The organism is Nocardioides sp. zg-1230 (assembly GCF_013155335.1).
Taxonomy (GTDB): domain Bacteria; phylum Actinomycetota; class Actinomycetes; order Propionibacteriales; family Nocardioidaceae; genus Nocardioides.
In genome coordinates, this window is record NZ_JABJQZ010000004.1 from 206,001 (window position 1) to 225,583 (window position 19,583).

At 72.4% G+C, this 19,583-nt stretch carries 21 protein-coding genes; 11 read left to right on the top strand and 10 right to left on the bottom strand.

Annotation, left to right across the window (positions count from 1 at the left end; translation table 11 throughout):
• Nucleotides 1–73 precede the first annotated feature (73 nt).
• From HOO61_RS12875 to HOO61_RS12890, 4 genes are read right to left on the bottom strand one after another with little or no spacing between them, the layout of a single operon-like run.
• Entirely contained in the window at nt 74–484 is a 411-nt protein-coding gene (locus tag HOO61_RS12875; RefSeq protein WP_216658889.1) for a universal stress protein, read from the bottom strand.
• Nucleotides 481–2,034, bottom strand: a complete 1,554-nt coding sequence (locus HOO61_RS12880; RefSeq protein WP_172259118.1) for a tripartite tricarboxylate transporter permease — start codon at nt 2,032–2,034, stop codon at nt 481–483. Before HOO61_RS12880 ends, HOO61_RS12875 begins: the two co-directional genes overlap by 4 nt.
• Nucleotides 2,034–2,573 (bottom strand): tripartite tricarboxylate transporter TctB family protein, encoded by a 540-nt coding sequence (locus HOO61_RS12885; RefSeq protein WP_172259119.1) that lies wholly within the window; start codon nt 2,571–2,573, stop codon nt 2,034–2,036. The genes HOO61_RS12880 and HOO61_RS12885 overlap by 1 nt, the downstream gene beginning before the upstream one ends.
• Nucleotides 2,570–3,565 carry a tripartite tricarboxylate transporter substrate binding protein gene (locus tag HOO61_RS12890; protein WP_172259120.1) on the bottom strand — a complete coding sequence of 332 codons (996 nt, stop codon included), beginning with the start codon at nt 3,563–3,565 and terminating at the stop codon, nt 2,570–2,572. The genes HOO61_RS12885 and HOO61_RS12890 overlap by 4 nt, the downstream gene beginning before the upstream one ends.
• Before the next feature lie 118 nt (nt 3,566–3,683).
• On the opposite strand from HOO61_RS12890, the gene HOO61_RS12895 reads away from it, so the two are divergent.
• The 4 genes from HOO61_RS12895 to HOO61_RS12910 all read left to right on the top strand — a co-directional run bounded on the left by HOO61_RS12895 (nt 3,684) and on the right by HOO61_RS12910 (nt 8,052).
• Nucleotides 3,684–5,291, top strand: coding sequence for an ATP-binding protein (locus HOO61_RS12895; protein WP_216658890.1), 1,608 nt, complete (start codon nt 3,684–3,686; stop codon nt 5,289–5,291).
• Nucleotides 5,288–5,980: a response regulator gene (locus tag HOO61_RS12900; protein WP_172259122.1), complete on the top strand. Its 693-nt coding sequence runs from the start codon at nt 5,288–5,290 to the stop codon at nt 5,978–5,980. The genes HOO61_RS12895 and HOO61_RS12900 overlap by 4 nt, the downstream gene beginning before the upstream one ends.
• A gap of 73 nt (nt 5,981–6,053) precedes the next feature.
• Nucleotides 6,054–7,568: a DNA-3-methyladenine glycosylase 2 family protein gene (locus tag HOO61_RS12905; RefSeq protein WP_172259123.1), complete on the top strand. Its 1,515-nt coding sequence runs from the start codon at nt 6,054–6,056 to the stop codon at nt 7,566–7,568.
• Between the two features lies 1 nt (nt 7,569).
• Complete coding sequence (locus tag HOO61_RS12910; protein ID WP_172259124.1) at nt 7,570–8,052, top strand: methylated-DNA--[protein]-cysteine S-methyltransferase; 483 nt, start codon at nt 7,570–7,572, stop codon at nt 8,050–8,052.
• Between the two features lie 16 nt (nt 8,053–8,068).
• On the opposite strand, the gene HOO61_RS12915 is transcribed toward HOO61_RS12910, so the two are convergent.
• Together HOO61_RS12915 and HOO61_RS12920 are read right to left on the bottom strand one after the other, a co-directional pair.
• Complete coding sequence (locus HOO61_RS12915; protein WP_172259125.1) at nt 8,069–8,650, bottom strand: TIGR03086 family metal-binding protein; 582 nt, start codon at nt 8,648–8,650, stop codon at nt 8,069–8,071.
• 232 nt (nt 8,651–8,882) lie between these two features.
• On the bottom strand, nt 8,883–9,605 hold the full coding sequence (locus HOO61_RS12920; protein WP_172259126.1) for an IclR family transcriptional regulator: 723 nt from the start codon (nt 9,603–9,605) through the stop codon (nt 8,883–8,885).
• Nucleotides 9,606–9,689: 84 nt separating this feature from the next.
• Between HOO61_RS12920 and leuC the strand changes: the two genes are divergently transcribed.
• The 3 genes from leuC (at nt 9,690) to HOO61_RS12935 (ending at nt 12,492) form a co-directional block, all read left to right on the top strand.
• Complete coding sequence (leuC, locus tag HOO61_RS12925) at nt 9,690–11,102, top strand: 3-isopropylmalate dehydratase large subunit (RefSeq protein ID WP_172259127.1); 1,413 nt, start codon at nt 9,690–9,692, stop codon at nt 11,100–11,102.
• A 2-nt stretch (nt 11,103–11,104) separates the two neighbouring features.
• Complete coding sequence (gene leuD / locus HOO61_RS12930) at nt 11,105–11,704, top strand: 3-isopropylmalate dehydratase small subunit (protein ID WP_172259128.1); 600 nt, start codon at nt 11,105–11,107, stop codon at nt 11,702–11,704.
• Between the two features lie 116 nt (nt 11,705–11,820).
• Nucleotides 11,821–12,492 carry an HU family DNA-binding protein gene (locus HOO61_RS12935; RefSeq protein ID WP_172259129.1) on the top strand — a complete coding sequence of 224 codons (672 nt, stop codon included), beginning with the start codon at nt 11,821–11,823 and terminating at the stop codon, nt 12,490–12,492.
• A 60-nt stretch (nt 12,493–12,552) separates the two neighbouring features.
• Here HOO61_RS12935 and cofC read toward each other — a convergent pair whose 3' ends face one another.
• Nucleotides 12,553–13,212 carry a 2-phospho-L-lactate guanylyltransferase gene (gene cofC, locus HOO61_RS12940; RefSeq protein WP_172259130.1) on the bottom strand — a complete coding sequence of 220 codons (660 nt, stop codon included), beginning with the start codon at nt 13,210–13,212 and terminating at the stop codon, nt 12,553–12,555.
• Nucleotides 13,213–13,335: 123 nt separating this feature from the next.
• Here cofC and HOO61_RS12945 point away from each other — a divergent pair, with 123 nt between their 5' ends.
• On the top strand, nt 13,336–14,133 hold the full coding sequence (locus HOO61_RS12945) for a 1-acyl-sn-glycerol-3-phosphate acyltransferase (protein ID WP_172259131.1): 798 nt from the start codon (nt 13,336–13,338) through the stop codon (nt 14,131–14,133).
• On the top strand, nt 14,130–15,131 hold the full coding sequence (locus HOO61_RS12950) for an NAD(P)H-dependent glycerol-3-phosphate dehydrogenase (protein WP_172259132.1): 1,002 nt from the start codon (nt 14,130–14,132) through the stop codon (nt 15,129–15,131). Before HOO61_RS12945 ends, HOO61_RS12950 begins: the two co-directional genes overlap by 4 nt.
• 356 nt (nt 15,132–15,487) lie before the next feature.
• Here the strand turns inward: HOO61_RS12950 and HOO61_RS12955 are convergent, their stop codons facing one another.
• Nucleotides 15,488–16,561 carry a PLP-dependent aspartate aminotransferase family protein gene (locus HOO61_RS12955; protein ID WP_172259133.1) on the bottom strand — a complete coding sequence of 358 codons (1,074 nt, stop codon included), beginning with the start codon at nt 16,559–16,561 and terminating at the stop codon, nt 15,488–15,490.
• 32 nt (nt 16,562–16,593) lie between these two features.
• Between HOO61_RS12955 and HOO61_RS12960 the strand changes: the two genes are divergently transcribed.
• Complete coding sequence (locus tag HOO61_RS12960; protein WP_172259134.1) at nt 16,594–17,739, top strand: D-alanine--D-alanine ligase family protein; 1,146 nt, start codon at nt 16,594–16,596, stop codon at nt 17,737–17,739.
• Between the two features lie 12 nt (nt 17,740–17,751).
• Here HOO61_RS12960 and HOO61_RS12965 read toward each other — a convergent pair whose 3' ends face one another.
• Nucleotides 17,752–18,261 carry a DUF3515 domain-containing protein gene (locus tag HOO61_RS12965; protein ID WP_216658892.1) on the bottom strand — a complete coding sequence of 170 codons (510 nt, stop codon included), beginning with the start codon at nt 18,259–18,261 and terminating at the stop codon, nt 17,752–17,754.
• Nucleotides 18,262–18,275: 14 nt separating this feature from the next.
• Nucleotides 18,276–18,512, bottom strand: a complete 237-nt coding sequence (locus HOO61_RS12970; RefSeq protein ID WP_135840790.1) for an Lrp/AsnC family transcriptional regulator — start codon at nt 18,510–18,512, stop codon at nt 18,276–18,278.
• A 116-nt stretch (nt 18,513–18,628) separates the two neighbouring features.
• Here HOO61_RS12970 and HOO61_RS12975 point away from each other — a divergent pair, with 116 nt between their 5' ends.
• On the top strand, nt 18,629–19,579 hold the full coding sequence (locus tag HOO61_RS12975; RefSeq protein ID WP_172259135.1) for a thiamine-phosphate kinase: 951 nt from the start codon (nt 18,629–18,631) through the stop codon (nt 19,577–19,579).
• Nucleotides 19,580–19,583: the final 4 nt, after the last annotated feature.

Sequence of the window (19,583 nt, forward strand, 5' to 3'; positions counted from 1 at the left end):
GCTGGGGTCCAGCAGCATCGTGCGGCCGGGATGGGCGACCAACACGTCGCCCGTCCCGGCCGCACTAGTGTCGTCAGCCGGCCGGCTTCACCGCCAGCACGGCGCAGTCCGCGCCGAGCAGGATCCGCTGGGCGACGCTGCCCATCAGCAGCTTGCCCACCGGCGAGCGGCGGCGCAGGCCGATCACGACCAGGTCGGCGGAGACGTCCTCGGCCACCGCCAGGACCTGGTCCCCGACGTCGGCGCCCATCGAGCGTCGTACGTCGACCTCGACACCCGCCGCGCCCAGCTCGGCCGTCAGCGCGGCGAGCTGGTCCTCGTCGGCGTAGCGCTCGTCGACCAGCGCGTCACCGCGCGTGGCGTTGACGACCACGATGCGTCCGTCGCGCAGCCGCGCCTCCTCCACACCGCGGTGCAATGCGGTCTCACCGAACTCGTCGGGGGTCCAGCCCACCACGATCGTCACTGCTGCCTGCTGGCTCATCGCACCTGCTCCTTGTCCACGGACTCGTCGGTCGGGGTGTCGAGCTCCTCGGCCACGGCGGCCGGGGTGGGGCGGATCCGGCGGACCGCCAGGGGAGCGATCACCGCGATCGCGACCACCACGTAGATCACCACGGCGAGGGGCTCGCTCCAGAGCCCGGCGACGTCGCCTCCCGAGATCGCCATCGCCTCGCGGAGCCGGAACTCCATCAGCGGCCCGAGGATGACGCCCAGGATCAGCGGCAGCACCGGGAGACCGAAGCGGCGCATCGCCAGGCCGAGCAGGCCGAGCAGCACCAGCAGGAACAAGTCGAAGGCCTGCAGGTTGGCGGCATACGCCCCGAGCGCGGCGAAGAACAGGATGCCGGCGTAGAGCTGAGGCCGGGGGATCCGCAGCAGCTTGGCCCACACGGGGGCCAGCGGGAGGTTGAGCACCAGGAGCAGCGCATTGCCGATCAGCAGGCTGGCCAGCAGCGCCCACACCAGCTCGGGCTGGTCGGTCATCAGGCCCGGGCCGGGCTCGATGCCGTATCCCTGGAGCGCCGCGAGCATGACCGCGGAGGTCGCCGTGACCGGGAGGCCGAGCGCCAGGAGCGGGACGAACGTGCCGGCGGCCGAGGCGTTGTTGGCGGCCTCGGGCCCGGCGACGCCCTCGATGGCGCCCTTGCCGAACTCGTCGACGCCCTTGCGCTTCGCGATCCGCTTCTCGGTCAGGTAGGACAGGAAGGTGGGGATCTCCGCGCCGCCCGCGGGCAGCGCACCGAACGGGAAGCCGTACGCCGTCCCGCGCAGCCACGGGCCCCACGAGCGCCGCAGGTCGTCGCGGCCCATCCACGGACGGCCGACCGGGATCACGTGCAGGGGGCTGCGACGGAGGTGGGCGGCCACCCACAGCGCCTCGCCGAGGGCGAAGATGCCGACCGCCACCACGACCACGTCGATCCGGTCCGCCAGCAGCGGCTGGTCGAAGCTGAGCCGGGGTTGGCCGGTGTTGAGGTCGAGCCCGACGAGGCCGATGGTCAGGCCGAGGAACAGGGCGATGAAGCCGCGCAGCGGCGACCCGCCGAGCACGCTGGTCACCATGATCATCGCGAGGACCATGAGGGCGAAGTAGGACGGGGCGCCGATCTCGACTGCCACCGAGGCCAGCGCGGGGGCGAAGAAGACGACCAGCAGGGTGCCGATGGTGCCGGCGATGAAGGAGCCGATCGCGGCGGTGGCCAGCGCCTGCGCCGCCCGTCCGGCCCGTGCCATCAGGTTGCCCTCGAGCGCCGTCATCACCGAGGCTGACTCGCCCGGGGTGTTGAGCAGGATCGACGTCGTCGAGCCGCCGTACATGCCGCCGTAGTAGATGCCGGCGAACATGATGAAGGCGCCGATCGGGTCGAGGCCGTAGGTCACCGGCAGCAGCAGGGCCACGGCCATGGCCGGCCCGATGCCGGGCAGGACGCCGACGAAGGTGCCCAGGAGCACGCCGATGCAGGCGAAGAGCAGGTTCTGCGGGGTCAGGACGGAGCCGAAGCCGTCCATGAGCAGGGAGAGGTTCTCCATCAGAGCACCCCGTCCAGGATCCCGGCCGGCAGGATGACGCCGAGCCCCTCGTGGAAGGCGTACCAGCTGCTCACCGACAGCACGAGGCCGACGATGACGTCGCGGACCAGGGTGCGGCTGCCGAGCGACCAGGCCGAGCCGACGAAGAGGATCGCGCCGCTGATGGCCCAGCCCAGGAACGAGATCGTCAGGACCGTGAACATCAGGACGCCGACCAGCTTGCCGACGGTGACCCAGTCGGCCGGCTGGTGCAGGTCGATGTCCTCGCCGCCCTCGGCCTCCGGGACGTCGCCGCGCAGGGTGGCGAGCACCAGCAGGACGCCGAGCAGGACCGTCACGGCTCCGATGACGTAGGGGAAGACGCGCGGCCCGACCGGGTCGCCGAAGCCGATGCGCAACGTGGTGGCGTCGTAGACGGTGTAGGCGCCGACGACGACGAGCGCGGCCGCGAGGCCGAGCTGCGCCAGGTCGCGCCGGGGTTCCGCCGTGGTGGCGGGTGAGCCCGGGGTGCCCGGGTGGGTGTCGAGTGGTGTGCTCACAGCAGCTCCAGCTCCTCGAGGGTGGTGGCGACGCGCTCGTCCTGTTCCTTCAGGAACTGGGTGAAGTCGTCGCCGGTCTTGAACTCGTCGATCCAGCCGTTGTCCTCGAGGGCCTGCTGCCACTCGGGGGTCTCGTGCATCTCCTCGAGCATCCCGATGAGCTCGTCGCGACGCTCCTCGCTGATGCCGGGGGGCGCCCAGACACCGCGCCAGTTGGTGAAGACCAGGTCGATGCCGGCCTCGGTGAGGGTGGGGGCGTCGCTGATGCCCTCACCTTCGAGCCGCTCCTCGCCCGACACGGCCAGGAGCCGCAGCTCGCCGGAGGACAGCTGGCCCTCGAACTCGCCGACGCCGGAGAAGCCGACGTCGATCTTCTTGCCGAGCAGCGCGCTCGTCAGCGGGCCGCCGCCGTCGTACGGCACGTAGCGCACGTCGCGGGCGTCGATGTCGACCGCGCTCGCGAGCTGCATCGGGAACAGGTGGTCCGGCCCGCCGGGGGACGACCCTCCACCGACGACGATCGAAGCGGGGTCGTCCTGCCACGCCTGCACGAGGTCGTCGATCGTCTCGTACGGCGAGTCGGCGGGGACGAGCACGCCCTCCTGGTCCTCGATCAGCTGGGCGAGCGGCGTCGCGTCGTCCATCGAGTACGGCGCACCGAACGAGTAGAGCGACCCCACCACGCCGAGCCCGGCGGTCATCAGGGTGCGCTCGTCGCCCTCGGCGTTCATCAGCCGTGTCATGGCGACCGACCCGCCGGCGCCGATCACGTTGGTGACCTCGAAGGAACCGCCGGTGATGTCGCCGTTCTCCATGACCGCGACCGCGGCACGGCCGGTCTGGTCGTAGCCACCGCCGGGGCTGTTGGGGATCAGCATCGTCAGGTCGCGGCTCTGGTCGCCGCGCGTCACGCCGCAGCCCGTCGCCAGGAGCAGCGCGCTGGCGAGCGCGGCCACCGTGGCGACCGCCTGCCTCGTCCTTCGGCGCATCATGTGCTCTCCGATCTCTCGTGTGTCTCGTCCGGGTCGTCCTCGCCGGACCGCCCACGACGATGGTGGAGACTGCGTGTGGTGCTCGTCACGCTTGGGTAAGCAATGGAGGTTGTGGAACTTGTGGTCACGCTCGCGCTGGTGGCCGGCGACCCTCGCCGGTCAGTTCCTGGTGCTGCAGCTCACGGTGCTGCTCGTCGTGGTCGCCGTTGCGAGCGTGGTGTCGGTGCAGCAGAGCGACGCCGACTTCCGCGACACGCGTGGTGCAGGGCTCCGCGCGGACGCGGAGACCCTGGCCAACACGAAGATCGTGCGCTTCTCGTTCCGCACCGACGCGGTCGAGGCCAACCGCTCCGCCCTGACCCCGCTGACCCAGCGGTTCCAGGCCAGCGGTGTCTACCTCACCGACCCCGACGGGGTCGTTCTGGTCAGCAGTGACTTCGACGGCCGCGACCGCCGCATCGACCTGTCCGGGAGCACGGTGCAGCAGCTGCGCCCGTGGACCGGCGACGTCGACGACTTCGGGACTCCGTCGATCGCCGCGCAGGTGCCGATCATCAACCGGAAGCTCGAGCTGGTGGGCATCGCGATGGTGGCCGAGGAGTACCCCACGTGGGTCGAGCGGGCGCGGAGCGTGCTGCCCGACCTGCTGACGTTCGCAGGCCTCGGGCTGGCCCTGGGGGTGGCCGGGTCGTTCCTGCTGTCGCGGCTCATCCGGCGTCGTACGCGCGGCCTGGAGCCGTCCGCCATCGCGGCGCTGGCCGACCAGCGCGAGGCGCTCCTGCACTCGATCCGCGAAGGGGTCGTCGCGGTCGCGGACGACGGCACCGTGACGGTGCTGAGCGACAGCGCGCGCGAGCTCATCGGCCTCGAGGGCGAGGTGGAGGGACGCCGCGTCGACGACCTCGACCTCGAACCCGCCGTGCGCGACCTGCTCGCCGACGACGCCGAGATCCGGGACCACGTCGTCGTCCTGGGGGAGCGGGTCCTCGTCGTCAACCGCAACCCCGTGGTCGAGGCAGGCCGCCGGGTCGCGTCGGTGACCACGCTGCGCGACCGCACCGAGCTGCTCGCCCTGCAGAGCGAGCTCAGCGCGCGCGAGTCGATCACCAACACCCTGCGCGCCCAGACCCACGAGTTCCACAACCAGCTGCACACGATCTCCGGGCTCGTTCAGCTGGGGGAGTACGACGAGGTGTCGCGGCTCGTCGGCACCCTGAGCCGGCGCCGCCGCGACATCTCCGACGCCGTCACGGCCCACGTCGACGACCCCGCCGTGGCTGCCCTGCTCATCGCCAAGACCAGCCTCGCCGCCGAGCGCGGCGTCGACCTGGTCATGGCCGTCGACAGCGACCTGCCCCGCCTCGACCCGGAGGCGTCCACGGACGTCGGCACGGTGCTGGGCAACCTCGTCGACAACGCCGTGGACGCCTCCGTGTCGGTCGGCGGCACGAGCGTCGAGGTCGACCTGCGCCTCGACGGTGACGTCGTACGCCTCGCCGTCTCCGACACCGGGCCCGGCGTGCGGCCCGAGATGGTCGGGGAGATCTTCCGGCGGGGCTGGAGCACCAAGGCCGCGACCGCCGAGGGCCGGGGTGTCGGGCTGGCGCTGGTGCAGGTGGTCTGCGAACGTCGGGGCGGCGCCGTCACCGTCCACCCCGGCCGGGACGGCTCGGGCGCGGTGTTCGAGGCACAGCTGCCGGGCGTCGGAGTGGGGGTGGAGGCATGACCGGACCGGGTGGCGCACTGGGCGTGCTCGTCGTCGACGACGACTTCATGGTCGCGCGCATCCACACGCAGTTCGTGGAGCGGACCGAGGGGTTCGAGGTGGTCGGAGTCGCGAGCAGCGGCCAGGCCGCTCTCGACGACACCGCCCGCCTGCGACCCGACCTGCTGCTGCTCGACGTCCACCTGCCCGACATGACCGGCATCGACGTGCTACGCCGGCTGCGGGCCGCGGGCGACGACGTGGGGGTGCTGATGGTCACCGCGGCACGCGAGGCCGACACCGTCCGGGCCGCCGCGGCCGGGGGTGCGGTGCACTACCTCGTCAAGCCGTTCGACTACGAGGACCTGCAGGTGCGCCTCGAGTCCTTCCGCGCGGCCCAGCTGGCCCTCTCCGGCTCGGGCGCGCCCGGACAGGACGACATCGACGCTGTCTTCGGGGCGGCCGGTGCGGCTCCTGCGCCGGCGGTGAGCCTGCCCAAGGGACTCAGCCCGGAGACCGCCGACCTCGTGCAGTCTGCGCTGCGCGAGGCGGGTGAGCTGTCCGCCGCCGAGTGCGCCGACGTCGTCGGCATCTCGCGCGTCTCCGCGCGCCGCTACCTCGAGCACTTCGTCGCCCGCGGTGCCGTCGTCGTACGCCTGCAGTACGGCGGGGCGGGGCGCCCTGAGCGCCGCTACCGACCGACCGGCTAGCACCTCGCACCGGGTCGACGGCAGTGTCCGATTTCCGCTGGTGCGAGGTCGCGTGGGGTGACAGGCTCGACGCATGACACCGACCGGGCACCTCGACACCGAGGCCTGCTACCGCGCCGTCCGCAGCCGGGACCGGCGCTTCGACGGGGTCTTCTACACCGCGGTCCGCACGACCGGGATCTACTGCCGGCCCTCGTGCCCGGCGCGGACGCCGGCGGCCGGCAACGTGACGTTCCACCCGACGGCGGCGAGCGCGCACGCGGCGGGCTACCGCGCCTGCAAGCGCTGCCTGCCCGACGCGACGCCCGGCAGCCCGGAGTGGGACGTCGCCGCCGACGTCGCGGGGCGGGCGATGCGGTTGATCGCCGACGGTCTCGTCGACCGCGAGGGCGTCGACGGGCTGGCCCGCCGGGTCGGCTACACCCCGCGCCACCTGGGCCGGCTGCTGACCCAGGAGCTGGGCGCCGGTCCGCTGGCGCTGGCCCGGGCCCGGCGCGCGCAGAGCGCGCGGGTGCTCATCGAGACCACCGACCTGCCGCTGACCGACGTCGCGTTCGCGGCCGGCTTCGCCAGCGTGCGGCAGTTCAACGAGACCCTGCGCGAGATCTACGCGTCGTCACCCTCCGAGCTGCGCGGTCGTCGCAACGGCTCCCACCGCGCCGGCGCCATCACGATGCGGCTCCCCGTCCGCACCCCGTTCGCCGGCCGGCGGATGCTCGACTTCCTCGCCTACCACCTCGTGCCGGGTGTGGAGGTCGCCGGACCCGGCTGGTACGCCCGCACGCTCGACCTGCCCCACGGCAGCGGGACCGTCCGTCTCGAGCTGGTCGACCTGCCCGACACGTCAGGGGCCGCCGGCGGCGGGACCGGCTTCGTCACGGCCGAGTTCCGGCTGGCAGACCTGCGCGACACCGCGGCCGCGAGCGAGCGCGTACGACGCCTGCTCGACGCCGACTGCGACCCGCGCGCCGTGGACGACCACCTCGGTGGCGACCCGGTCCTGGGCCACCTCGTGCGCGCCACGCCCGGTCTCCGGGTGCCCGGGCAGGTCGACGGCGACGAGACGGCGATCCGCACGGTCATCGGCCAGCAGGTCAGCGTCACCGGGGCGCGCACGGTCGCCGGCCGGCTCGTGGCCGCCCACGGGCGGACCGTCGAGTCGGACGTGCCGGGGCTGACGCACCTCTTCCCCGACGCCGCCTCGCTCGCGGCCGCAGACCCCGCCACCCTGCCCATGCCGCGCGCGCGGGGACGGGCGCTCGTCGGGCTGGCCGCGGCGCTCACCGACGGAAAGGTGCTGCTCGACCGCGGCCCCGACCGCGACGGCGTACGACGCGCGCTGCTCGAGCTGCCCGGCATCGGCCCGTGGACGGCCGACTACGTGGCCATGCGGGCGCTCGGGCACCCGGACGTCTTCCTGCCCACCGACCTCGCCGTGCGCCGGCTGCTCGCTGGCCTTGCGACGTCGGGTGGCGGCGACCCGGATCCCGAGCGCTGGAGGCCGTGGCGGTCCTACGCGCTGATGCACCTGTGGAACACCCTGATGCCCGACACACCTGCGCCGCCCCGCGCTGACGAGGAGAACTGACATGTGGACCGTGATGCCCTCACCGGTCGGCGACCTGCGCATCGTGGAGCGCGACGGCTCGATCGTGGCGATCGAGTTCTCGCCCTTCCGGCAGCCGGCAGACGGGCGCCCGCTCGGCGACCGGTCGGACGACCACCCGGTGCTCGCCGAGGCCGTGCGGCAGCTGACGGCGTACTTCGAGGGCGACCTGACCGTCTTCGACCTGCCGCTGGCGCCCGTCGGCACCGACTTCCAGCGTCGGGTGTGGACCCAGCTGGAGCTGATCGGCTACGGCGACACCGCGTCCTACGGCCAGATCGCCGGCCGGTTGGGCATGACCAACGCCGCCTCCCGCGCGGTCGGCCTCGCCAACGGGCGCAACCCGATCCCCATCGTGGTGCCGTGCCACCGGGTCATCGGCGCCAACGGCACGCTGACCGGCTACGCCGGCGGGCTCGAGCGCAAGCAGCAGCTGCTCGAGCTGGAGCAGGACGCCCTTTTCTGATCGCCTCCTGGGTCGGTCAGGCAGACCAGCGCGGGTCGCGGCCCGAGCGGGCGAGCACCTGCTCGAACGCCGACGCGCCAGGACCGGCGTCCACCGCCGGGCCGAAGAGGCCGGGCGTGCCGCCCTCGTCGAACCCGCCCACGAACGCCATGCACGCCTCGGCCGTCGCGTCGTCGCAGTCGTAGTCCTGACCAGTGGCGCGGGCGAGGTCCCAGCCGTGGAGGACGATCTCGTCGAGAGCCACCAGACCGGCCACCTGCCCGGGCAGGTCGACCCCGCCGGCACGCGTCATGCCCTCCCAGGCCTCGGGGTCGCGCCAGGCCGCGGCCAGCGCCGGCACCCGCTCGGCCAGTGCTTCCCGCCACCCGGGCTCGACGTCCGGCCAGCCGTCGGCGTCCGGACTGGTGTCGGTGAGGGGACCGAGGTCCTTGTCCGCCGCGGCGCGGAACGCGAGCGTCAGCCCGGCGAGGTGCTGGACGAGCTGCCCGACGGTGCGCCCCTCGCACGGGGTGGGCGCGTCGAGCTGGTCGTCGGTGACGTTGGCGGCGACGGCGACGAGCCGCTCGCCGGCGGGTCCGAGGTCCACGAGGTCTGCCATGCGCCCACCCTGCCCCAGGTCACCGACACCGGGAAGGGCCACCGCGCGCCCTGGCCCTCAGGTCGCTGAGGGTGGCGGCGTACGACAGCGAATGGGCGCTGTCGGATGTCGCGCGCCGCCACCGTGGGGCTCGGCCCGGTGGGGAGTGGCGGCAGATCGCAGAAGATCGGGGCGCGGGTGTGCGATGTGCCGCCACCCTCGATGAGACGGCGGGCGAGCGGTGGCCGCGGACCTACTCCGACGCGGCGCGGCGCAGCGACTCGGACAGCCGGTCGGCGGCGGCGAGGACGGCGGGCGCGTGCATCCGGCCGGGCTGGCGCGAGAGCCGTTCGAGCGGACCGGAGACCGACACCGCGGCGATGACCTTTCCGCCGGGGGAGCGGACGGGGGCCGAGACCGAGGCCACGCCCTGCTCGCGCTCGCCGACCGACTGCGACCAGCCGCGGCGGCGGATGCCGGACAGGGCGGTGGCGGAGAAGGCGGCGTTCTGCAGACCCCGGTGCATCCGCTCGGGGTCCTCCCAGGCGAGGAGGATCTGGGCTGCGGAGCCGGCGTTCATGGTGAGCTGGGAGCCGACGGGGATGGTGTCGCGCAGGCCGGACGGGCGCTCGGCCGCCGCGACGCACACGCGGTGCTCGCCCTGGCGGCGCCAGAGCTGGGCGGACTCGCCGGTGATGTCGCGCAGCCTGGCCAGCACCGGTCCGGCCGCGGCGAGCAGGCGGTCCTCACCGGCGGCGGCGGACAGCTCGCCCAGGCGCGGGCCGAGCACGAAGCGCCCCTGCATGTCGCGAGCCACGAGACGGTGGTGCTCGAGGGCGACAGCGAGGCGGTGGGCCGTCGGTCGGGCCAGTCCGGTACCGGCCACGAGGCCGGCCAGGGTGGCCGGTCCGGCCTCCAGCGCTGCGAGCACGAGCGCGGCCTTGTCGAGTACGCCGACGCCAGATCCGTTGTCCATATGCCGATATTCTCATCTCAGAGAGTGGGATGCAAGATGTACCGTCGTCCTGTCGCACGAGGCAAAGGCTAAGGAGTTTGTGTCATGGGCAAGACCCTGTCCGAGAAGGTCTGGGACGAGCATGTCGTCCGGAGCGCCCCGGGGGAGCCCGACCTCCTCTTCATCGACCTCCACCTCCTCCACGAGGTGACCTCGCCGCAGGCCTTCGACGGCCTTCGCCTGGCGAACCGCACCGTGCGGCGTCCCGACCTCACCCTGGCGACGGAGGACCACAACGTCCCCACCCTCGACTGGGACAAGCCGATCGCCGACCCGGTGAGCCGCACCCAGGTGGAGACGCTGCGCAAGAACGCCGCCGACTTCGGTGTCCGCCTGCACCCGCTCGGCGACGTCGAGCAGGGCATCGTCCACGTCGTCGGCCCGCAGCTCGGTCTCACCCAGCCCGGCATGACGATCGTGTGCGGCGACTCGCACACCTCCACGCACGGCGCGTTCGGCGCGATCGCGTTCGGCATCGGCACCTCCGAGGTCGAGCACGTGCTGGCGACGCAGACCCTGACCCAGGCCAAGCCGAAGACGATGGCCGTCACCGTCAACGGCAGCCTGCCCGAGGGCGTCACCGCCAAGGACCTCGTCCTCACGCTGATCACGCACACCGGCACGGGCGGCGGCCAGGGCTACATCGTCGAGTACCGCGGCCAGGCCATCGAGGAGCTCTCGATGGAGGGCCGCATGACGGTGTGCAACATGTCGATCGAGTGGGGCGCCAAGGCCGGACTGATCGCCCCGGACCAGACGACCTTCGACTACATCGAGGGCAAGCCGGAGGCACCGAAGGGAGCCGACTGGGACGCCGCGGTCGCCCACTGGAAGACCCTGCGCACCGACGACGACGCCGTGTTCGACAAGGAGATCGAGCTCGACGCGTCCACGATGACGCCGTTCGTCACGTGGGGCACCAACCCCGGACAGGGCGCGCCCCTGGGCGCGAACGTCCCGAGCCCCGACGACTTCGACGAGCCCAACGACAAGGTCGCGACCGAGAAGGCCCTGCAGTACATGGGTCTCGAGGCCGGCACCCCGCTGCGCGACGTCAAGGTCGACACCGTGTTCGTCGGCTCCTGCACCAACGGCCGCATCGAGGACCTGCGCCTCGCGGCCTCCGTCCTCGAGGGCCGCACCGTCGCCCCGGACACCCGTCTGCTCGTGGTGCCGGGCTCGGTGCGCGTACGTCTCCAGGCCGAGGCCGAGGGCCTCGACAAGGTCTTCCTCGCCGCAGGCGCCGAGTGGCGCGGCGCCGGCTGCTCGATGTGCCTGGGCATGAACCCCGACCAGCTCGCACCGGGTGAGCGCAGCGCCTCGACGTCCAACCGCAACTTCGAGGGACGACAGGGCAAGGGCGGTCGTACGCACCTCGTGTCCGTCCCGGTCGCCGCCGCCACCGCCGTGCGCGGCACCCTCTCCTCGCCCGCCGACCTCACGCCGATCGGAGCCTGACCATGGACAAGTTCACCACCCACACCGGCGTCGGCGTCCCGCTGAAGCGCAGCAACGTCGACACCGACCAGATCATCCCGGCGGTCTACCTCAAGCGCGTGACCCGCACCGGCTTCGAGGACGGCCTGTTCGCCGCATGGCGCAACGATCCCGGCTTCGTGCTCAACGACCCGACGTACGCCGCCGGGTCGGTGCTGGTCGCCGGCCCGGACTTCGGCACCGGCAGCTCGCGCGAGCACGCCGTGTGGGCCCTGCAGAACTACGGCTTCAAGGTCGTCATCTCATCGCGCTTCGCCGACATCTTCCGCGGCAACTCCGGCAAGGCCGGGCTCCTGGCGGCGCAGGTCGACGAGAAGGTCGTGCAGCGCCTGTGGGACTGGCTCGAGGACAACCCGGGTGGCGAGATCACCGTCGACCTGGAGAGCCGCACCGTCCGCGCTGGTGCGGGCGATGACGCCGTCGAGGACTCCTTCGACATCGACGACTACACCCGGTGGCGCCTCCTGGAGGGGCTCGACGACATCGGCATCACGCTCTCGCACGACGACGCGATCACCGCCTTCGAGGCGGGACGACCGGGCTGGAAGCCCGTCACTGCGTGAAAAACCCCTACAAACAGGGGCTTTGGTGATTGTTCTCACCCTTCCATGTGCCTAGCGTGCCTTGCAGAGGGTCGAGCACGAGCTCGGCGTCCGAGGTTCATTGGGAAGGGAAGCTAGTGAACAAGTCAGAGCTCATCGACGCGCTCGCCGCGCGTTACGAGGGGAACCGCAAGCAGGCGGCCCATGCACTGGAGTCCGTGCTCGACACCATCACCCGCGAGGTCGCGAAGGGTGAGAAGGTCGCCATCACGGGCTTCGGCTCGTTCGAGAAGGCAGTCCGCAACGCACGCTGGGTCCGCAACCCGCAGACCGGCGAGCGGATGAAGTCGAAAAAGAAGGCCGTGCCGAAGTTCTCCGCCGGCAAGGAGCTCAAGGACGTCATCTCGGGTGCGAAGAAGCTGCCGAAGCTGACCGCGGCGACGATGCCCAAGCCACCCGGCGTGCGGGCCGCGGCCGCGGCCGTGACGGGAGCAGCCGCCAAGAAGTCCACGCCGGCGAAGTCGACGGCCACCAAGTCGACCGCTGCCAAGAAGTCCTCGACCGCGAAGTCCGCCCCGGCCAAGACCACGGCGGCCAAGAAGTCGACGGCGAAGAAGGCCAGCACCTCGACGGCGAGCAAGACCGCCGCCAAGAAGGCCCCGGCGAAGAAGTCGGCGACCAAGTCGACCGCTGCCAAGTCGACTGCCAGCAAGAGCTCCGCCAGCAAGAGCACGGCCAAGAAGGCCCCGGCGAAGAAGGCCCCGGCCAAGAAGAGCACGGCCAAGAAGACGACGGCGAAGAAGTCCTGACGCCGCGCCGTCGCTGACGTCCTGGCTGCGGTCCTGCCGCAGCCGCGTGACACGGGCGGGTCACCCCGAGTGGGTGGCCCGCCTTTCGCTTGCCCGGGTCGTGTGCGGACCGACGCCGGCGAGCAGAGCAGCCCCGAGGTCGTCCGGGTCGTCGACATCCGTGCGGACGCTCGTCGCCGTGGTGCCCACCTCGACGGCCCCGGCGGCCTCGTGCCGAGCCGCGGACGCCAGGCCGAACGACGGGTAGAACGCGTCGGCAGCGGCGGCGTACAACGTGGTGCCCCGTCCGGTGTGGTCGCGCACGAAGGCGACCCGGCCGGCCGCAACCTGCTCGTGCACCTCCCCGAGCACACCGGCGAGCTCGACGGGCCGCAGCCCCGGAAGGTCGGCGCACAGCGCCACGGGCACCGCGCCCGGCCAACGCCGCGCGACCTCGGCGGCGGCCTGCACGAGCGTCGCGTTCAGGTCGTCACTGACGCCGTCCGGGATCACCTCACAGCCGAGTGTGCGCACGGACGCGGCGAGCCCGTGGTCGTCGGTGACGACGAGGACGGCGTCGACGCCCGGCGTCGCGGCGGCGGCATGGACGGTGTCGAGCGCGAAGGCCTCGGCGAGCTCGCGCCGGTGATCGGCGGGGAGCCCCAGCCGGGACTTCCCGTAGGTGGGCGGCTTGACGGGTACGACGACCACGCAGCGCGCGGGTCGGGCATCGGCGGACATCGCGACGATTCTCCCACCCAGGGCCAGCGTGCCGGTGGCGTCCCCGCACCCTGCTGACCGAGTAGCCTGCTCGCGACGCAGACAGCGTCCGGGCCGGGCCCGCGAGACAGCACGAGGGAGGGGATGGCGTTGCGCGTCAGGAAGCTGGAGCAGAAGCGCGGCTGGGCGATGACCGTCGCCGCGACGATCCTCAAGCCGACGCTGCTCAGTGCCACCTCCCGCACCTGGATCGACGGGGAGAAGATCCCCGCCACGGGTGGCTGCATCGTGGTCATCAACCACATCTCCCACGTCGACCCGTTGCTCTCGGCGCACTTCGTCTACGACCACGGCCGGCTGCCGCGCTACCTGGCCAAGTCCGGGCTGTTCAGCAACAAGTACCTCGGCGGGTTCCTGACCGCCGCCGGCCAGATCCCGGTGGAGCGGTTGAGCCGCAACGCGATCGGCGCGTACGACGCCGCGGTCAAGGCGATCGGCGACGGCGAGTGCCTCATCGTCTACCCCGAGGGCACGCTGACCCGTGATCCCGGCCTCTGGCCGATGAAGGGCAAGACCGGCGCCGCCCGCATCGCCCTCGCCACCGGCTGCCCGGTCATCCCGGTGGGTCAGTGGGGCGCGCACGAGGTGCTCCCGCCCTACACGAAGAGGCCGCACCTGGTGCCGCGCAAGAACATCGTGATGAAGGCGGGTGACCCGGTGCCGCTCGACGACCTCCTCGCCCTTCCGTCGTCGACGGAGCGGACGGCGCGGGCCACCGATCGCATCATGGACGCGATCACCGCGATCGTCGCCGACATCCGCCAGGAGACACCGCCCGCCGAGCGCTACGACCCGCGCCGCAGCGGCGTACGCGAGATCGGCAACCCGCACCCCACCGCCCACCACGGGGCCCACCGGACGAAGAGGAAGCGCACCCGATGACGAAGATCGCAGTGTTCAGCGCAGGTTCGTGGGGCACCGCGTTCTCGCTGGTCCTCGCCGACGCCGGCAACGACGTGTCCCTGTGGGCCCGCCGCGGGGAGGTCGTGGAGGCGATCAACGAGCGCCGCGAGAACACCGACTACCTGCCGGGCATCGAGCTCCCGTCGTCGATCTCCGCGTCCACCGATCCCGAGGAGGTCGCCGCCGACGCGGACGTCGTGGTGCTCACGGTGCCGTCGCAGAGCCTGCGCGAGAACCTCACCGCCTGGGCGCCGATCCTCCCCGAGAAGGCCACGCTCGTCTCGCTCATGAAGGGCGTCGAGCTCGGCTCGCTGATGCGGATGAGCGAGGTGATCCAGGAGGTCACCGATGCCTCGGCCGACCGCATCGCCGTCGTCAGCGGACCCAACCTGGCGCGCGAGATCGCCCGCCGAGAGCCGGCCGCGTCGGTCGTCGCCTGCGTCGATGAGGAGCGGGCCAAGCACATCCAGGCCATCACGCACGGACCGTCCTGGCGGCCCTACACGTCGGTCGACGTGCTCGGCTGCGAGATCGGTGGCGCCTACAAGAACGTCGTGGGTCTCGCCGTCGGCATGGCGGTGGGGCTGGGCTTCGGCGACAACACCACCGCCTCCGTCATCACGCGCGGCCTCGCCGAGACCGCCCGCCTGGCCACCGCGCAGGGCGCCAACCCGTTGACCCTCATGGGCCTCGCCGGTCTCGGCGACCTGGTCGCGACGTGCTCGTCGCCGCTCTCGCGCAACCGCACCTTCGGCGAGCGCCTGGGTCAGGGCATGACGACCGAGGAGATCTACGCCTCGACCCGTCAGGTGGCCGAGGGCGCCAAGTCCTGCAAGTCGCTGCTCGAGCTGGCCCGCCGCACCGGCGTCGACGCCCCGATCGCCGAGGCCGTCGACGCCGTTGTCGACGGCAAGATGACCGCGCACGACATGATGAACTCCTTCATCGCCCGCGACACCAAGCCCGAGCTGCACTGATGAGACGCCCAGCTCCGACCGAGGAACGAGGTCGGGGCGTGGGGCGGCCAGATCGAGCAAGCGACGCGACTGAGGAACGAGGTCGGGGCGTGGGGCGGCCAGATCGAGCAAGCGACGCGACTGAGGAACGAAGTCGCACGAGCGCGTCGAAATCCGACGGCCCCTCGCGCAACGTCATGGGCTCCAGCGGACGCCCCGGGGCGCGTGCGGCCGTCGCATGGTCGGCGAGCTGGAGCCGCCCAACGTAGGCAGTTCGCATCACTGATCCGCCTCGTCACGCTCGAACGCCGAGGCTGCGGCCGCGAACTGCCTACGTTGCGCGCGACGCGCCCGGCGGCCGGGGCCAGCGGAGACGATCAGCCGACACACCCGTCGAGCGCGGTGCGCAGGTCGTCCCAGAGGTCCTCGACGTCCTCGATGCCGACGGAGAGCCGGACGAGGCCGTCGGGGATGGTGGCGGCCTCGGCCTTCCAGCGACGACGACGCTCGAGGCTCGACTCGACGCCGCCGAGCGAGGTGGCGTGGATCCACAGCCGCGTCTTGCGGCTGAGCAGGTCGGCGGCCATCTCGCCCTGCGCGAGGACGATGCTGACGATCGCGCCGAACCCCGGGTAGCGCACCTCCGACAGCGCGGGGTGCTCGCCGAGTCGGCGTACGAGCTCCTGGGCGTTGGCCTGCGCGCGCTCGACCCGCAGGTGCAGGGTGCGCAGCCCGCGCAGCGTCAGCCAGGCCTCGAACGGTCCGGGGATCGCCCCGACGAGGTCGCGACGCCCCTTGAGCACGGCCCAGAGCTCGTCGTCGCGGGTGATGATCGCGCCCATCTGCACGTCGGAGTGGCCGGCGAGGTACTTGGTCGCGGAGTGCACGACGAGGTCGACGTCGTCCTCCAGCGGCCGCTGGAGCAGGGGCGTGGCGAAGGTGTTGTCGACGACGACGTAGGCGCCCGCCTCGTGCGCGGCCTTGGTGATGGTGGGGATGTCGGCGACCTCGAGGGCCGGGTTGGTCGGCGACTCCAGCCACACGAGCGCGGCGCCGTCGCAGGCCGCGACGACCGCGTCGGTGTCGGTGATGTCGACCATCTCGGCAGTCAGCCGACCGCGCGACTCGAGGTCGGCGAGCTGCATGATCGTGCCGGTGTAGCCGTGCCGGGGCACGACGACCTTGCCCTCCGTGCCCACCAGGTCGAGCACGGTCGCGACCGCGGCCAACCCCGAGGCGAAGGTCAGGCAGCGACCGCCCTCGAGCGCGCCGAGCGCGTCCTCCAGCGCCGTCCAGGTCGGGTTGCCGTAGCGGCCGTACTCCACCTCGCCGCCGGCGACGTAGGTCGCCGCCATCGTGATCGGGGTGTTGAGCGGGGCATCGGGGACCCTGTCGGGCCGACCGGCCGTGACGGCGATCGTGCCGGGCCTGAGCGGTGAGTCTGGAGCCATGCGCGCCAGCGTAGGTGGATAGGGTCGAGGCGATGAACCACACCTCCCCTGACAAGACCGTCGACCCCACCAGCCGCAAGCCGCGCGTCGCCGTCGTCTTCGGCGGTCGCTCCTCCGAGCACGGCATCTCGTGCGTGACCGCGGGCAGCGTGCTGGCCGCGATCGACCGGGAGGCGTACGACGTCGTGCCGGTCGGGATCGCCCCCGACGGGCGGTGGGTGCTCGAGAGCGACGAGCCCACCCGCCTCGCGATCCGCGGCAACGACCTGCCTCAGGTCGACGCCGGCCGGTCACCGGTGGCGCTGATGGGCGCCGCCACCGGCACTGACCTCGTCGTGGCAGAACCGGCCAGCGTCCCCTCCGTGATCGGCGAAATCGACGTGGTCTTCCCGCTGCTCCACGGCCCGTGGGGCGAGGACGGCACCCTGCAGGGGATGCTCGAGATGGCCGGCGTGCGCTACGTCGGCTCCGGGGTGCTCGCCTCCGCGATCGGCATGGACAAGGCCTACATGAAGGTCGTCCTGCAGGCCGCCGGGCTCCCCGTCACCCCCGGCATCGTCGTCACCCGCACGGAGCACGAGCAGGACGCGGTCGGCGTACGCGCCCGGGTCGAGGAGCTCGGCTTCCCGTCCTTCGCCAAGCCCGCCCGCGCCGGGTCGAGCATGGGCATCAGCAAGGTCCACGACGCCTCGGAGATCGACGAGGCGCTCGAGGAGGCGTTCCGCCACGACCCCAAGGTGCTCGTCGAGCAGTCGATGGAGGGCGGGCGCGAGGTCGAGTGCGGCGTGCTCGGCACGCTCGAGGGTCCGCCGGAGACCTCGCGGCCCGGCGAGGTGCGCACCGGCGGCGACCACGAGTTCTACGACTTCGAGGCCAAGTACCTCGCCGACCAGCACACCGAGATCGACATCCCCGCCGACCTGCCCGCCGAGACCGAGCAGCAGCTGCGGGCGATGGCCGTGCGTGCCTTCGAGGCGCTGTCGTGCGAGGGCCTCGCGCGCGTCGACTTCTTCGTGATGCCCGACGGCTCGCTGGTCATCAACGAGCTCAACACGATGCCGGGCTTCACCCCGACCTCCATGTACCCGCAGATGTGGGCCGCCGCCGGCATGTCGTACCCCGACCTCGTCGACCGGCTCGTCCAGCTCGCGCTGCGTCGCGACACCGGCCTGCGCTGAGGCTCGTCAGCGTCAGAGGCAGGAGAGCCCCTTGCCGAGGTGCTCCTCGAGCGCGGGCGCGAGCTCGGCCAGCGCCCGGTCGATGCCCTCGGTGCGGTAGTCCGCCGGCACCGAGACCTCGACATAGGGCCTCAGGCTCAGGGCGATCGGGGTGGCGTCCACCGACAGGTCGGAGAGCTGGTCGTCGGGGACGTACCACCCGACGCCGTCGATGACGTTGCACTCGGCGGTCGGCTCGTAGTCGTCGGGCTCGGGGACCCCGCAGGTGAGGACGTACGCCGGATCGCCCCAGGCTGCCCCCAGCGCGTCGGCCGGTTCGACCTCGCGCCGCTCCTGGCCGGCGAGCGTGTCGGGGAGGTCGGCGACCAGGGACTCGCACGCGGCCAGGTCGGAGCCGGAGAGGTCGCCGGAGTCGATGGTCGGGGTGCTGCTGCACCCCGCCAGGGCGAGCGCCGCGAGGGCGGCCCCGGACGCGACGACGCCCCGGCCCGAGGACGGACCGAGGCGTCGACGCAGGTGCACGTGGGCCGGACGGCTCAGATGTGGACGACCGGGCAGGTGAGCGTGCGGGTGATGCCGTCGAGGTTCTGCACCTTGGAGACGACGAGCTTGCCCAGCTCGTCGACGTTCTTGGCCTCGGCACGGACGATCACGTCGTAGGGACCGGTGACGTCCTCGGCGAGCGTGACGCCGTTGACCTGGGCGATGGCCTTGGCCACCTCGGCGGCCTTGCCGACGTCGGTCTGGATCAGGATGTAGGCCTGGACGACCATCGTGGACTCCTCGGTCTCTTCAGCGGGTGTGACCGGGCCAACCTACCGCGCCGCGCGCCGGCCCCGACAGGGGATGGGTGACAGTGGTCACGGCCCTCGTCTGGTGGGATGGGTCCATGGCACTGGCAGCGGACGCAACCCTCGGCGAGGCAGGCGAGTTCGGCCTGATCTCCGAGCTCGTGGAGATCTTCGAGGGGGACGAGCACGTGCTCGTCGGGCCAGGGGACGACGCCGCCGTGCTGCGCATCAAGCACGGCCACGTCGTGGTCTCCACCGACCTGATGGTCGAGGGCCGGCACTTCCGCCGCGACTGGGCCGGCGCCGACGACGTCGGCCACCGGGCGGCGGCGCAGAACCTCTCCGACGTCAACGCCATGGGCGGCACCGCGCGACACCTCACGATCGGCCTCGCCGCTCCCGCCGACCTCCCGGTCGCCTGGGCACTGGACTTCGCCCGCGGCTTCGCCGAGGAGTGCGCGAGCGTCGGCGCCACCGTCGTCGGCGGCGACGTCACCCGCGCTGACCAGGTGATGATCGCCGTCACCGTGCTCGGCCAGTGCACCCAGGCGCCCGTCCTGCGCTCCGGCGCCCAGCCGGGCGACGTGCTCGCGCTCACGGGCCGCCAGGGGTGGGCCGCAGGCGGCCTCGCGGTCCTCGGCCGCGGCTTCCGCTCCCCGCGGGTGCTCGTCGAGGCCTACCGCCGACCGGAGCCGCCGTACGGCGCGGGCAAGGTGGCGGCCGAGGCGGGTGCGACGGCCCTGATCGACATCTCCGACGGCCTCCTCGCCGAGGCCGGCCACCTCGCGGAGGCCAGCGGCGTCGCCATCGACGTACGCGCCGGCGCCTTCGAGATCCCCGAGCCGCTCCAGGCGGTCGGCGCGGCGCTCGGCGCCGACCCGCTCCAGTTCATCCTCGGCGGCGGTGACGACCACTCGCTGCTGGCGACCTTCCCCGACGCGGCCTCCGTCCCGGCCGGCTGGCAGGTCGTCGGCGAGGTGACCGAGGGCGAGGGCGTCACCGTCGACGGTGCGCCCTACGACGGCTCGACCGGCTGGACCCACTTCTGACGCC